The sequence below is a fragment of the Mesorhizobium sp. M8A.F.Ca.ET.181.01.1.1 genome, assembly GCF_004792025.1.
Taxonomy (GTDB): Bacteria; Pseudomonadota; Alphaproteobacteria; order Rhizobiales; family Rhizobiaceae; genus Mesorhizobium.
Window position 1 is genome coordinate 14453 of the sequence record NZ_SRTV01000002.1, and the last position, 14536, is coordinate 28988.

Here is a 14536-nt window from a genome sequence, read left to right on the forward strand (position 1 = left end):
AGGGTATAAATGGCAGACTTGAAAAGAACCCAGCCGCTGGCCCGCGACGCCATGGCCTATGTGCTGGCCGGCGGACGCGGCAGCCGCCTCAAGGAGCTGACCGATCGGCGCGCCAAGCCGGCGGTCTATTTCGGCGGCAAGACGCGCATCATCGATTTCGCGCTCTCCAATGCACTGAACTCTGGCATCCGCCGCCTCGGCGTCGCCACCCAGTACAAGGCGCATTCGCTGATCCGCCACCTGCAACGCGGCTGGAACTTCCTGCGGCCCGAACGAAACGAGAGCTTCGACATCCTGCCGGCGAGCCAGCGCGTGTCGGAAACGCAATGGTATGAAGGCACGGCTGACGCCGTCTACCAGAACATCGACATCATCGAGGCTTATGGCCCGGAATACATGGTGATCCTGGCCGGCGACCACATCTACAAGATGGATTACGAGCTGATGCTGCGCCAGCATGTCGATGCCGGCGCCGATGTCACGGTCGGCTGCCTCGAAGTGCCGCGCATGGAAGCGACAGGCTTCGGCGTCATGCATGTCGATGCCAAGGACAACATCATCGCCTTCGTCGAAAAGCCCGTTGATCCGCCCGGCATTCCGGGTAACCCGGAATTCGCCTTGGCCTCGATGGGCATCTACGTCTTCAAGACCAAGTTCCTGATGGAACAGCTGCGCCGCGATGCCGCCGAGCCGGGCTCCAGCCGCGACTTCGGCAAGGACATCATCCCCTATATCGTCACGCACGGTAAGGCGATCGCGCACCGCTTCACCAAGTCCTGCGTGCGTTCGACCGCCGAGAACGAGGCCTACTGGCGCGATGTCGGCACGGTCGATGCCTATTGGGAAGCCAACATCGACTTGACCGACGTGACGCCGGAACTCGACCTCTACGACCGCGACTGGCCGATCTGGACTTATGCCGAGCTGAAGCCGCCGGCAAAATTCGTCCACGACGAGGATGGCAGGCGCGGTTCTGCCGTGTCGTCACTGGTGTCGGGCGATTGCATCGTCTCGGGCGCTTCGCTGAAGAAGAGCCTGATCTTCACCGGCGCGCGCATCAATTCCTATTCGGCACTCGAAGAAGTCGTCATGCTGCCCGACGTTCATGTCGGCCGGAACGCAAAGTTGAAGCGCGTCGTGATCGACCACGGTGTAAGGATACCGGAAGGGCTGGTGGTCGGCGAGGATCCCGCGCTCGACGCCAAGCGTTTTCGGGTTTCGGAAAAGGGCATCTGCCTGGTCACCCAGGACATGATCGACAAGCTGAAGCTTTAGGCCGGATCGGATTGTAGGCGCATGCATGTTCTGTCGGTCACGCCCGAAATCTTCCCGCTGATCAAGACCGGCGGGCTTGCCGACGTAACCGGGGCGCTGCCGATCGCGCTCGCGGCCAAGGGCGTGACCATGCGCACGCTCATTCCGGGTTTTCCGGTGGTGATGGGCGCCTTCAAGAAAAAGAAGGCCGTCTACCAATACCCCTTGTTGCAAGGCGGCAAGGCCGCGATCCATGCCGTCGAGGTCGCCGGGCTCGATTTGTTCGTGCTCGACGCGCCGCATCTGTTCGACCGCCCCGGCGGCCCCTATGGCAACGCCTCGGGCGCGGATTGGCCGGACAATTGGCGGCGCTTCGCGGCGCTGAGCCAGGCCGGCGCCGATATCGCCGGCGGCGCCATTTCGGGCTACCTGCCTGACATCGTGCATGCCCATGACTGGCAGTCGGCGATGACGCTGGCTTATATGCGTTACGGCAAGGCGGTTGGCACGCCATCAATGATGACCGTCCACAATCTCGCCTTCCAGGGTCAGTTCGGCGCCGGCATCTTCGGCGAACTCGGTCTGCCGGCCGCGGCGATGGCGCTTGACGGCGTCGAATATTATGGCGGCGTCGGCTTCCTCAAGGCGGGTCTGCAGGCGGCCTGGGCAATCACCACGGTGAGCCCGACCTATGCGCAGGAGATCCGTTCACCGGAATTCGGCATGGGCCTCGATGGTCTCATCAACATGCGTTCAAGCGATCTCCATGGCATCGTCAACGGCATCGACACCGCCATCTGGGATCCAGCAACCGATAGACATCTGGTGTCGACCTATACGGCCGAAACGTTGAAGGCCCGCGCGCCCAACAGGGCGGCCGTCGAGGACCGTTTCGGTCTCGACCGCGACGGCAGCCCGATTGTCTGTGTCGTCAGCCGGCTGACCTGGCAGAAGGGCATGGACATATTGGCGACGGTGATCGACGGCATCGTTGCGACAGGCGCCAGGCTGGCTATCCTCGGCTCGGGCGACGCCGGCCTCGAAGGCGCGCTGCTGGCGGCCGCCGCACGCCACCGTGGCCGCATCGGTGTGGTCGTCGGCTATGACGAGGGGCTGTCGCACATCATGCAGGGCGGCTGCGACGCCATCGTCATCCCTTCGCGCTTCGAACCTTGCGGGCTGACGCAGCTTTACGGCCTGCGCTATGGCTGCGTGCCGGTCGTCGCGCGCACCGGCGGCCTCGCCGACACCATCATCGACGCCAACGAAGCGGCGATTGCAGCCGGCGTGGCGACCGGCTTCCAGTTTGCCCCCAACAATGGCGGCGCGCTGCTGCACGCCATCCGCCGCCTGGCCGACGCCCACGCCAGTTCCGCAACCTTCGAGACCATCCAGCGCCAGGGCATGAAGACCGATGTGTCGTGGGATCGAAGCGCCGAAAAATACGTCGAACTCTATCGCCTGCTGCTTTCGAAAAGGGTTGCCTGAAGCATGATACGCACCGTCCCCACCAAGCCCTATTCCGACCAGAAGCCCGGCACGTCGGGACTGCGCAAGAAGGTGCCAGTGTTCCAGCAGGAGCACTATGCCGAGAACTTCATCCAGTCGATCTTCGACGCGCTCGACGGATTTGCCGGCAAGACCCTGGTCATCGGCGGCGATGGCCGCTTCTACAACCGCGAGGTCATCCAGAAGGCCATTGCCATGGCCGCCGGCAACGGCTTCGGCAAGGTGATGGTAGGGCAGGGCGGCATATTGTCGACGCCGGCGGCCTCGCATGTCATCCGCAAATACAAGACCTTCGGCGGCATCATCCTGTCGGCCAGCCATAATCCCGGCGGCCCGCATGAGGATTTTGGCATCAAGTACAATGCCGGCAATGGCGGCCCGGCGCCGGAAAAGCTGACCGACGCCATCTTTGCCAGGACCAAGGCGATTTCGAGCTTCAAGATCGCCGACATCGATCCAATCGACATCGATACGGTCGGCACCGTCAAGGCCGGCGGCATGACCGTCGAGATCATCGATCCGGTCACCGACTATGCCGAACTGATGGAGAGCCTGTTCGATTTCGACGCGTTGCGCAAACTGTTCAAGTCGGGCTTTCGCATGCGCTTCGACGCCATGCACGCGGTGACCGGACCCTACGCCAAGGAAATCCTCGAACACCGGCTCGGCGCACCGAACGGCACCTGCCGCAATTTCAAGCCGCTGCCCGATTTCGGCGGCCATCACCCCGATCCCAACCTTGTCCATGCCAAGCACCTCTATGACGAGATGATGGGGCCGGACGCGCCGGATTTCGGCGCCGCCTCCGACGGCGACGGCGACCGCAATTTGATCATCGGCAAGGGCATTTTCGTCACCCCGTCGGATTCGGTCGCCATGCTTGCCGCCAATGCCCGCCTGGCGCCCGGCTACAAGGACGGGCTGAAGGGCATCGCCCGCTCGATGCCGACCAGCGGTGCCGCCGACCGCGTCGCTCACAAGCTCGGCATCGGCATTTACGAGACGCCGACCGGCTGGAAGTTCTTCGGCAATCTGCTCGACGCCGGCATGGCGACGATCTGCGGTGAGGAAAGTGCCGGCACCGGCTCCAACCATGTCCGCGAAAAGGACGGTCTGTGGGCGGTGCTCCTGTGGCTCAACATCCTCGCCGCGCGCGGCGAAAGCTGCCAGCAGATCGTCACCGAGCACTGGGCGGCCTATGGGCGCAATTACTATTCGCGGCATGACTATGAAGAGGTGGAGAGCGACCGCGCCAATGCGCTGGTCGACGAACTCAGGGCCAAGCTCGGCTCGCTGCCCGGCACCAGCGTGCGCGGCTTGAAGATCGCCAATGCCGACGATTTTGCCTATCACGACCCGGTCGACGGCTCGACCAGCGAGCACCAGGGCATAAGGGTGCTGTTCGAAGGCGGCTCACGCGTCGTCTTCCGCCTCTCCGGCACCGGCACCTCGGGCGCGACCCTCCGCGTCTACATCGAGCGCTACGAGCCGGACAAGTCGAGGCACGATCTCGACACGCAGGAGGCGCTCGCCGATCTCATCGCCGCCGCCGACGACATTGCCGGGATCAAGAGCCACACCGGCCGCGACAAACCGAGCGTGATTACTTGAGGGTGGGGAGGCGCGACTCCCCCTTCTCCCCTTGTGGGAGAAGGTGTCGCCGAAGGCGACGGATGAGGGGTGCTCCAGCTTGGCGCAAACCGGCGCCCGGGACACCGATGCCTCATTCCTTCCAACACCCCTCATCCGTCTCGGCGGTGCGCGCCGATCCACCTTCTCCCACAAGGGGAGAAGGGAAGGCGCTCACGTGAACAATCTCGGCGCCGCCATCACCAGCGAAGGCATCCGCTTCGCCGCCTGGTCGTCGTCGGCGCGGCGGCTCTGGGTGTCGATCTTCGATGAAACCGGCGACCACGAAATCGAGCGGCTTGAACTCCAGCCCGAAGGCGAGGGTTTTTACGCCCTGTTCGTCGCGGGTCTCGCCGCCGGCACCCGCTACGGCTTTCGTGCCGATGGCGACTATGCACCCGAGCGTGGGCTGTGGTTCGACCCCGACAAGCTGCTGACCGATCCTTATGCCGCCGAAATCGACCGGCCCTATGCCTATCACTGGCGGCTCGCCGCGCGGCGCAATGAGGGTGCCGACACCGCGTCGCTGATGCCCAAGACCGTGGCCAAGGCCTTGCCCGCGGCCCCACCGATCCTGCCGCCGCTGTTTCGTCCGGGCGGCCTGATCTACGAACTGAATGTCCGCGCCTTCACCAAGCTCCACCCGGATGTGCCGCAAGAACAGCGTGGTACGATCGCCGCACTTGCCCATCCGGCCATCATCGAGCATCTGCAAAGGCTCGGCGTCTCCGCCGTCGAATTGATGCCGGTGACGGCGTCGATCGACGAGCGGCATCTGCCGCCGCTGGGCTTGAGCAACGCCTGGGGCTACAATCCCGTCACCTTCATGGCGCTCGACCCTCGCCTCGCACCCGGCGGCCTGACGGAATTACAGGACACGGTCGCAGCGCTGCGCCGGGTTGGCATCGGCACCATTCTCGACCTCGTCTTCAACCATACCGGCGAAAGCGACAGGCTGGGGCCAACGCTCTCGCTGCGCGGCCTCGACAACCAGGCCTACTATCGGCATCGGCCGGATGGCGGGCTGGTCAATGACACCGGCACCGGCAACACCATCGCTTGCGACCATCCGGTGGTGCGCGAAATGGTGCTCGACACGCTCCGTCATTTCGTGCGCCGGGCTGGCGTCGACGGCTTCCGGTTCGATCTGGCTCCGGTGCTGGGCCGGGTCGATGGTCTGTTCGATCCGGAAGCACCACTGCTCCGGGCCATTGCCGATGATCCGGTACTTTGCGACCGCGTGCTGATCGCCGAGCCTTGGGATATCGGGGCAAACGGATATCAACTGGGCAATTTTCGGCCACCGTTCCTCGAGTGGAACGATCGCTACCGCGACGATGTCAGACGCTTCTGGCGCGGCGATGCCGGCATGGTCGGCACTCTCGCCACGCGCCTTGCCGGTTCGTCCGACGTGTTCAACAGGGCAGGGGAGCCGGCAAGCCGCAGCGTGAACTTCATCGCCGCCCATGACGGCATGACGCTGGCCGACATCGTCGCCTACGAGCGCAAACACAACGCCGACAATGGCGAGCAGAACCGCGACGGCCATAACGACAACCTGTCCTGGAACAATGGCGTCGAGGGAGACACGAACGAGGCAGCGATCATCAAGGCGCGCTTCGACGACCAACGCGCACTGCTCGCCACGCTGTTCGCCTCGCGCGGCACCATCATGCTGACGGCAGGCGACGAATTCGGCAGAACGCAGCAAGGCAACAACAACGCCTATGCGCAGGACAACGCCATTACCTGGCTTGACTGGACAGGCCGCGATCAGGCGCTGGAGCGTTACGCATCGGCGCTTGCAGCGCTTCGCCAGGCGGTGCCGGCACTGTCGGACACACGTTTCCTGGCCGGAGAACCGGTCGAGGCTTCAGGCGTTCCCGACGTCGCCTGGCTGACCGAGACGGGTGAGCCGCTCGCAGAGACCGACTGGAACGACTCCAGCCGGCATCGCCTTGTCATGCTGCTTGGCGGCGAGGATGGCAGGCTTGCCGTCATGATCAATGGTGACCGCCGCCAATGCGTCTTCACCTTGCCGGCGCGCGATGGCTTCCAGTGGCGCCCGGCAATCGAGACACAGGCGATCGACCTCCTGCGCCCGCTGCCGGGCCGCAGCGTCAATTTCATGATCGAGGGCCGGACCGGAAACGGTGGCGCCGGGAAGGGTTCGTAATGGCCGACGACAATGCCAGGCAGGGAGCCGAGTGGTGGCGAGGCTGCGTCATCTATCAGATCTATCCGCGCTCTTTCCAGGACACGACCGGCGATGGCAGCGGCGATCTCAAAGGTATTACGGCAAGGCTCGCCCATATCGCCTCCCTCGGCGTCGACGCTGTCTGGCTGTCGCCCTTCTTCAAGTCGCCCATGGCCGACATGGGCTATGACGTATCGGACTACTGCGACGTCGACCCGATGTTCGGCACGTTGGCGGATTTCGACGCGCTGGTCGCCGAAGCGCATCGGCTCGGCCTGAAAATCATCATCGACCAGGTGCTGTCGCATTCATCCGACAAGCATGAATGGTTCATCGAAAGTCGCGCCAGCCGCGACACCGCCAAGGCCGACTGGTACGTCTGGGCCGACGCCAGGCCCGACGGCGGCGCGCCCAACAATTGGCTGTCGGTCTTCGGGGGGCCATCCTGGGAGTGGGACGCGACCCGTCGCCAATATTACATGCACAATTTCCTCGCCTCGCAGCCGGATCTCAATTTCCACAATCCGGAAGTCCAGGACGCGTTGCTGGACACGGTGCGGTTCTGGCTGGAGCGCGGTGTCGACGGCTTCCGGCTCGACACGGTCAATTACTATGTCCACGACCGCTGGCTGCGCAGCAATCCGCCCTTGGCTTCGAGCGTTGCCGGCACCAACACGGAAACCAACACCTACCTCTATCAGGAGCATCTGTTCGACAAGACGCAGCCGGAGAACCTGGCGTTCCTCAGGCGTTTCCGCGCGTTGCTCGACGAATTTGGCGACCGCGCCGCCGTCGGCGAGATCGGCGATGAAGGCCGCTCGCTGCAGACGCTCGCAGCCTACACCTCCGGCGGCGACAAGCTTCAGATGAGCTACACGTTCGATTTGCTCGGCTCGCAATTTTCGGCGGCGCATGTGCGTGGTTGCGTCGAGGCGTTTGAGAATGCGGTTGCCGACGGCTGGGTCTGCTGGGCCTTCTCCAACCATGACGTCGTGCGCCATGTCAGCCGCTGGACGCGGCCGGATGGCGATCCCGATCTGGTGGCCAAATTCTCGATCATGCTGCTCGCCTGCCTGCGCGGCTCGATCTGCCTCTATCAGGGCGAAGAACTCGGCCTTGAGGAAGCGGAGCTTGCCTATGAAGATTTGCGCGATCCCGTCGGCATCCGTTTCTGGCCGGGCGTGAAGGGCAGGGACGGCTGCCGCACGCCGATGGCCTGGGAGGTCGGGGCCGACAATGCGGGCTTTTCCACCACAAAACCATGGCTGCCTGTGCCGGCAAGCCATCGCGCCCGTGCGGCGGATGCGCAGAACGGCGAGGAGCAATCGGTGCTGTCGGTCTACCGCTCCACGCTTGCCTTGCGCAGACAGCACCCGGCACTGGTCGGTGGTTCGATCCGTTTTCTCGACGCCGAGGGAGACATGCTCGCCTTCATCCGCGAAGGAGACGGGGAGAGGCTGCTCTGTGTCTTCAATTTCGCCGGGGAGCCGGCGACGTGGCCCTTGCTGCCTGATATCGGAACCGTCGCGGCTGTCCTGGGCGGTACCGCGGCTGTCGAGGAAAACGCGCTTTCGCTGCCGGCTCTCGGTTGCTTCCTCGGTCGGCTCGGCTGATCGGCGCTTCGGTTGCGGCCAAGCGGTCCTACTGAACGAGCACTGCCCGTCCGCAGGTCGCACCGGTGACGCGCACGTCGGCCTGGCCGACACCGACGCCCAGGGCTGAAAGCACATTGTAGAGCAAGTCGTCGACGGGCGCCGTTACGGTGTTGAGCAGGGCCACCACTGCCGGTTTGACCGTTCCAAGCAGGGCGGTCAGATCGATGCCCAAACCAAGCGCATTGACCGAAAGCGACAGGTTGTTGACCAGAGACGTGGTGAGCGACTGCGAGATGTTTCGCGTCGAAACGGTCTTGATCGTCTTGTTGGCGATGTCGGTTGCGTTGAAGGTCAAGGTCTGCGGGCTGTTGTTGGTGATCGCGGTCGCGGCCGAACCCATCACCTGAATCAGCGGGATGTTGATCAGCAGGAGCTTCAGACTCACATCGGCGATCTCGGCGTCGGTGAAGGTCTGCGGCTGGCTGAAATCGGCGAAGCCGGACGGGTTGTTGCTGTTGGCCAGGTTCAAACGCGCAATGCCGGGGTGCGCGGCGATGGAGACATTGATGCTGGACGGCCCTGTCGGACAGCTTATGTCGGTCAGCTTGGCCTCGGCATAGGCGACTTCCACATTGAGCGGCAGATTGACGGCAAGCAGGCTGATGCCGCCGGCCAGGCTCGGCGTGCCGACACCGACGGAGGCCGTCAGCTTGATGCGCGTCTGGGCGGTCCGCACGACGGTGCCGATGCCATCGATGGCCAGCCAGGGCGAGGATTGCATCGGCTCCCCAATGGCGATGCTGAGCTTGGTGGAGAGCAGCCCCGGGATGGTCGCGCCGAGATCGACCGCGGCCTGGTTGGTGCCGTTGGCGAGTACGGCCGCCGCCGTCAGCATCCCCATTGCGCTTGCGTCTACGCCAAGGCCGGACGGCTGTTGCCCGAGGCCCAGGCTGCCGATGGAACCAAGGTTGACAAGACTGCTGAGTGGGATCTTGACGGTGCTGGTCGACTTGGAGGCGATGGTCTGCAAGGCGACCTTGGCGGTATTGCCGAGACCGGGAACATTGGCCATGGCAGTAGCGATCTGGCCGACGGTCGCCTTCGAGGCCAAAACGTTGGAATAGGTGCCGGCCGTGATGTTCAGTTGTGTGCCGAGCGCACTGACGAAGGAAAGCACGCTTACATCGGCCGAGATCAGTCCGTTGTAATCCATGACGCTGAGCGAGATGTTGCCGCCGAGAAGTCCGCTCAAAAGTGCGTTGAGGATGCCGCCATTGACGCTGAGCAATCTCGACCCGACCGAGAATGTCGCCTGCGGCGTCATGCTGGCGGTGGCTTGGGTGCCGATGACGGGAGTGGGGATCAGCGAGCTTGCGAAGTAGCGCTTGGGGATCTTCGCCAAAGTCACCCGGACGGCATTGTAAGGCGTCACGCCCGCCTGGAAGCGCTGGCTGACATTAGCGGTCGATGAGGCATATCGGCCTTGCGTAACCGTCACCACCGTCTTCCCGGCGGCCGCCGGGATGGTCTGGCCCGAAGCTTGAACAACGACACCCGGCATGCCGTTGTCGGTGAGCGTGGTGACGACGGCTGTGTTGACGTTGTTGATGTTCGAGGCAGCGGTGATCGCTGCCAGGTCGACCATCGCCTGGGCTTCCCGGCGCTCGGTGTAGATGGAGGCCTCGTCTATCGCCACCGCGGCCAGGGCCAGCGCGACCGGCGCGCTCAATGCGGTCATGACGGCGAAGTTCGCCTTCCTGTCCCCCATCATCGACCGTGCAAGCCGGCCGATGCCCTTGCCCGCCCGCTGCAGCATTCAGATACCCCCGACCCTGATCGTTGACTGACGCCTGATGGTCGTCCCTGGCATGGCTATGCCCGGGAACAGATTCCAGATCGGCAGGTTGCGGGCATCGTACGAGATGGACACCACGAACTGGCTTCCGTCGGCAACGCTGTCATTGGCCTGGTAGGTCAGTTTGCTGGCGTCCACGAAGGGGTAACCGCCGGCGTTGTTGGCGAGGTAGCTGGCCACGAGCGTCTGGCGCTCGGTCTGGTTCACCCCGGCGATAGCCGTCCGGGCGGCGTCGGCTGCAATTTGCTGTATCGAATTGGCGGCGCCAAAATAGATGCCGTACCCAACCATCCCGAGCAAGAGAAGCATGAAGAGCGGCGACAGCAGGGCGAACTCGACCGCTGAAGTGCCCGAATTGTCTGTTCGGAACTGGCGCCTTCGGACCTTGCAAATGAGGTTGTCAACCATGGCTGCAGCATGCCCAAGTTCGCATGCAGAAAGCGAAAACTCTGGACGCAACCAAAGGATGTGCTCGATTGAAAAAGACTCTCTAATTTAGTCATTGCTTCTGCAATCATGAGGCTTGACTTAAGGTCAATCAGTACTCGGTTGAAAAGAGCTGACCTCCTGTCTAGTCTCCTGCCACCAGCCGCCGGAGGGAACCGGCGGCGCGCTCAAAGGAATCAGACATCGGTTCCGGGGCGTCAACACGTTAAGGCGCGCCCATGGCAGCGCCGACAGGGAGAACTTCATGCTGAAAAACATGCTGAAGGCGACGGTGTTCGCCACGACCATGACCTTGGCTGCCGGCACTTTCTTGACGCCAGCCTTCGCCGAGACCGTCTATAACAGGGGCACCGCCGCTGAATCGGAGTCGGTCGACCCACACAAGACCTCGACGGTCTATGAAGCCAACGTGCTGCGTGACCTGTTCCAGGGACTGGTCATGCAGGATGAGAAGGCCAACCTCATTCCGGGCGCCGCCGAAAGCTGGACGGTATCGGATGACGGCACGGTCTATACCTTCAAGCTGCGCAAGGACGGCATGTGGTCGGATGGCAGCCCGGTGACGGCGGACGACTTCGTCTATGCCTTCCACCGGCTGGAGGATCCGGCGACCGGCGCGGAATACGCCTCGATGCTGTATCCGGTGAAGGGCGCGGAGGACGTCAACACCAAGAAGGGCAAGCCGGAAGACATGGGCGTCAAGGCGATCGACGCCAACACCCTGGAAGTGTCCTTGAAGGCGCCGACGCCGTACTTCCTGGAGATGCTGACCCATCAGGCGACCTATCCGGTCAGCAAGGCCTCGATTGAAAAGCTCGGCGCCGACTGGATCAAGCCCGGCAAACTGGTTTCGAACGGCGCCTATACGCTCGCCGAATGGGTTCCCAACGACCACATGAAACTGGTCAAGAATCCGAAATTCTGGGACGCCGCGACCGTCAAGTTCGACGTCGTCAACTACATCCCGACCGAAGATCGTTCGTCGGCGATGAAGCGCTTCGAGGCCGGCGAACTCGACAGCTATGACGATCTGCCGACCGAACAGCTGGCCGACCTCAAGACCAAGTTCGGCGACCAGATCCATGTCGGACCGTATCTCGGCACCTACTACTATGCGATCAAGACCGACAAGGCGCCGTGGAACAATCCGGAGCTGCGCAACGCCATCTCGATGGCGATCGACCGTGACTTCATCGCTGAAAAGGTCTGGCAGAACTCGATGCTGCCCGGCTATTCGATGGTGCCTCCCGGCATCGAGGGTTATGCGCCCGCAATGGCCAAATACGCCGACATGCCGCAGATCGACCGCGAGGACGCCGCCAAGAAGATCCTCGAGAAGCTTGGCTACACGCCCGAGCATCCGCTGAAGATGGAAATCCGCTACAACACCTCGGAAAACCACAAGAACACCGCTGTGGCGATCCAGGAACAGTTGAAGCCGCTTGGCGTCGACGTCACGCTGCTCAACACCGACACCAAGACCCACTACTCCTTCCTCGAGCAGAAGGGCGACTATGACGTGGCGCGCGCCGCCTGGATCGCCGACTACAAGGATCCGGAAACCTTCCTCGGCATCACGCGCAAGGCCAGCGGCAACAACTATTCGAACTACAACAGCCCGCAATACGAAGCGGCAATGGACAAGGCCGCGGCCGCCGGCGGCAAGCCCGAAGAGCGCATGAAGGATCTCTCCGCGGCCGAGCGCATCCTCATCGACGATGTCGGCCAGATCCCGCTTCTGTACTACAGCTACCACGATATCGTTTCCTCGAAGCTGCATGGCTTCGTCGACAATGTGATGGACGTGCATCCGTCGCGCTTCGTCAGCAAGGACTGATCCCTGGCCAAGCCGCCGCGCAACCGAATGCGCGGCGGCGCTGGTTTGCCATCGCATCGGCTCGGGAAGCGGAATCGATTTTCGGAAAGTTCGGTGCGAAGATTTGAAGGCTGGAGCGCAATCGTCCGAGTGGACGGGCCTGCTCTGGATCAAGCGGGGCACCGATGCTGCGATACGTATTCCGGCGGCTTTTGACCGCCATCCCGACGCTGTTCGTCATCGTGACGATGGCGTTCTTCCTGATGCGCGTCGCGCCAGGCGGTCCATTCAACCAGGAGCGGGGTCTGAGCCCCGAGATCAAGGCCAATCTTGAAGCCCAGTTCGGCCTCAACGATCCGCTCTGGCTGCAATATGTCCATTATCTCGGCAATCTGCTGCGCGGCAATTTCGGCCCGAGCTACAACATGCCGGATTTCACCGTCACCGAACTGTTTGCCAAGGGCCTGCCCATTTCCGTCCAGCTCGGTGCCTCGGCGCTGATCCTGGCGCTGTTGCTCGGCAGCGTGCTCGGCACCATTGCCGCGCTCAACCAGAACAAGCTTGGCGACTATACGGTGATCGCCCTGGCGACCGCCGGCAGCACCATCCCCACCTTCGTCATCGCGCCGGTGATCCAGCTCCTTTTCGGGCTGACCTGGAGGCTGTTGCCGATCGGTGGCTGGGGCGACGGCGCCTTCATCAACAAGGTCGGCCCGGTGCTGACACTTGCCTTGCCGCAGATCGCCATCGTTGCACGCCTGATGCGCGGCTCGATGATCGAATCGCTGCGATCCCATCATATCCGAACGGCGCGCGCGCTCGGCCTCTCCGACTGGTCGGTGGTGGTCAAGCACGCGCTGCGCGGCGCCATCCTGCCGATCGTCTCCTTCACCGGCCCGGCTGCGGCGGCACTGCTGACCGGCTCGGTCATCGTCGAGACGATCTTCTCCATTCCCGGAGTCGGCCGCTATTTCGTCGATGCCGCGCTCAACCGCGATTACACACTGGTGATGGGAACGGTGGTGGTGATCGCCATTTTCACCATCGTCTTCAACCTGATCGTCGACGTCATGTACGCGGTCGTCGACCCGAGGGTGCGCTATGACTGACATCACGGCCACGGCTCCCGCCATCGTTGGTCGCTCGCTTTGGGGCGATGCCTGGGCGCGCCTCAAGGCCAATCGCGCCGCCATGTTCAGCCTCTACTACCTCATTCTGATCGGTGTCGTCAGCGTCTTTGGCCCCTGGTTCGTGCCGCATCAATACACGACCATCTACGCCGACTATGTGCGCATGCCGCCAAGCCTGTCGGCCTACCCGAAACCCGATATGATCGAGACGGCGCTTGCCGAAGCGATCAAACGCATGCGGGTCGACATCAAGGAGTGGCACCAGGAGGGGAGCCAGGTCTTCGTCACGGTCAAGTCGACCAAGCCGATCGACGACCGTAACATCCGCTACCTCGACCGTTCCGATGCCTTCGACGACACCAAGATAGAGAGCAAGTCCCCCGACGGCCTCGAAGTGACGATGAGCGCATCGGTCAAGCAGCAGTATTTCCTGTTCGGAACCGACAACACTGGCCGTGATCTGTTGTCGCGCACGCTGATGGCCGGGCGCATCTCGCTTGCCATCGGCCTGCTCGCCGGCATCGTTGCCGTGGTGATCGGTGTGATCTATGGCGCCGCCGCCGGCTTTTCCGGCGGCAAGGTCGACGAGGTGATGATGCGCATCGTCGACGTGCTCTATTCCTTGCCGTTCATCTTCTTCGTCATCATGCTGGTGGTGTTCTTCGGCCGCAACTTCGTGCTGATGTTCCTGGCGGTCGGTGCCGTGCTGTGGCTCGACATGGCGCGCATCGTGCGCGGGCAGGCGCTGTCGATCCGCCGGCAGGAATATGTCCAGGCGGCGGAAGCCATGGGCATCGGCCAGCGCGGCATCCTGGTGCGCCATGTCATCCCCAACCTGCTTGGCCCCGTGGTGATCTACATGACCCTGCTGGTGCCGCAGGTCATCATCCTGGAGAGCTTCCTGTCGTTCCTCGGCCTCGGCATCCAGGAGCCGATGACCAGCTGGGGCGTGCTGATCTCCGTCGGCGCCAAGAACATCGGCACCGCCAACTGGCTGCTCCTGTTTCCCGCCTTCTTCCTCGTCTCGACGCTGTTCGCCCTGAACTTCGTCGGCGACGGCCTGCGCGACGCGCTCGACCCAAGAGATCGATAAAGATTGGGATC

Annotated in this window: 10 protein-coding genes; 8 read left to right on the plus strand and 2 right to left on the minus strand. The window is 63.1% G+C overall.

Annotated elements, in window-relative coordinates; all coding sequences use genetic code 11:
* Positions 1–9: 9 nt before the first annotated feature.
* From glgC to EN824_RS08420, 5 genes are all read left to right on the plus strand, one after another.
* Positions 10–1275 carry a glucose-1-phosphate adenylyltransferase gene (glgC, locus tag EN824_RS08400; RefSeq protein ID WP_127276091.1) on the plus strand — a complete coding sequence of 422 codons (1266 nt, stop codon included), beginning with the start codon at positions 10–12 and terminating at the stop codon, positions 1273–1275.
* A gap of 21 nt (positions 1276–1296) precedes the next feature.
* Positions 1297–2742, plus strand: coding sequence for a glycogen synthase GlgA (glgA, locus tag EN824_RS08405; protein WP_127276090.1), 1446 nt, complete (start codon positions 1297–1299; stop codon positions 2740–2742).
* Between the two features lie 3 nt (positions 2743–2745).
* Positions 2746–4374 carry an alpha-D-glucose phosphate-specific phosphoglucomutase gene (locus EN824_RS08410; protein WP_127276089.1) on the plus strand — a complete coding sequence of 543 codons (1629 nt, stop codon included), beginning with the start codon at positions 2746–2748 and terminating at the stop codon, positions 4372–4374.
* 196 nt (positions 4375–4570) lie between these two features.
* Complete coding sequence (gene glgX, locus EN824_RS08415; RefSeq protein WP_127276088.1) at positions 4571–6568, plus strand: glycogen debranching protein GlgX; 1998 nt, start codon at positions 4571–4573, stop codon at positions 6566–6568.
* Positions 6568–8202, plus strand: coding sequence for an alpha-glucosidase family protein (locus EN824_RS08420; RefSeq protein ID WP_127871308.1), 1635 nt, complete (start codon positions 6568–6570; stop codon positions 8200–8202). Before glgX ends, EN824_RS08420 begins: the two co-directional genes overlap by 1 nt.
* Before the next feature lie 28 nt (positions 8203–8230).
* On the opposite strand, the gene EN824_RS08425 is transcribed toward EN824_RS08420, so the two are convergent.
* Both EN824_RS08425 and EN824_RS08430 read right to left on the minus strand, forming a co-directional pair.
* Positions 8231–10000 carry a TadG family pilus assembly protein gene (locus tag EN824_RS08425; RefSeq protein ID WP_127279559.1) on the minus strand — a complete coding sequence of 590 codons (1770 nt, stop codon included), beginning with the start codon at positions 9998–10000 and terminating at the stop codon, positions 8231–8233.
* Positions 10001–10447 carry a TadE/TadG family type IV pilus assembly protein gene (locus EN824_RS08430; protein WP_189343786.1) on the minus strand — a complete coding sequence of 149 codons (447 nt, stop codon included), beginning with the start codon at positions 10445–10447 and terminating at the stop codon, positions 10001–10003.
* A 283-nt stretch (positions 10448–10730) separates the two neighbouring features.
* Here EN824_RS08430 and EN824_RS08435 point away from each other — a divergent pair, with 283 nt between their 5' ends.
* From EN824_RS08435 to EN824_RS08445, 3 genes are all read left to right on the plus strand, one after another.
* Positions 10731–12323 (plus strand): peptide ABC transporter substrate-binding protein, encoded by a 1593-nt coding sequence (locus EN824_RS08435; protein ID WP_135867593.1) that lies wholly within the window; start codon positions 10731–10733, stop codon positions 12321–12323.
* A gap of 164 nt (positions 12324–12487) precedes the next feature.
* Positions 12488–13411: an ABC transporter permease subunit gene (locus EN824_RS08440; protein ID WP_127279557.1), complete on the plus strand. Its 924-nt coding sequence runs from the start codon at positions 12488–12490 to the stop codon at positions 13409–13411.
* A complete protein-coding gene (locus EN824_RS08445; protein WP_127279556.1) occupies positions 13404–14525 on the plus strand; it encodes an ABC transporter permease subunit in 1122 nt (373 codons plus the stop codon). Before EN824_RS08440 ends, EN824_RS08445 begins: the two co-directional genes overlap by 8 nt.
* Positions 14526–14536: the final 11 nt, after the last annotated feature.